General features: G+C 66.4%; 1 protein-coding gene. It reads right to left on the bottom strand.

Translation table 11 applies throughout. The features are described from left to right. A partial coding sequence (locus tag DSOL_RS28340; protein ID WP_207649699.1) for a hypothetical protein occupies positions 1–464 on the bottom strand: 464 nt, incomplete at both ends.

The following is a 464-nucleotide window of genomic DNA, read 5'->3' as shown; positions in this document are numbered from 1 at the left end:
ACGCAGCACCCAAAACGGCACGACAACCAGGAAATACCAGGGATAGACCGTCGGCAGACAGGCAAGCACCGTGAGCATGGCCCAAAGCCCGCCCGAAGGGGTCTGCCACAGCCAGCCAGCCCACAGCCAGGACAGCCGCGCCAACAGCCAGGGACACGGCCGGGGCCGCCCCGCCCAGGACCGGCTGGAAAAGGGCCGCCACCGGCCCGCCATGGGACACAAAACCGGCGAAAACGGCCAGGGAACGAAATACGCCCCAGCCAGCCTCGCGGTAGGGCCAGAAGCAGGCCAGGGGCAGGAGGCACCACAGCGACTTGGACAAGTTCCCTGGCCGCAGAAAAAACGCGATGAGCACCAGGGCCGGATATTTGACCATACCGGCTGCACCCAGCCAGAAAAAAGCCCCAGCCGTCGCGGCGGCCGTCAAAAGCGGCCAGGGCCAAAACCACAGCCAGGGCCACCAG

It is taken from the genome of Desulfosporosinus metallidurans, from assembly GCF_001936615.1.
In the GTDB taxonomy this organism is placed as follows: domain Bacteria; phylum Bacillota; class Desulfitobacteriia; order Desulfitobacteriales; family Desulfitobacteriaceae; genus Desulfosporosinus; species Desulfosporosinus metallidurans.
This window is presented reverse-complemented; position numbering and strand designations above follow the sequence as displayed.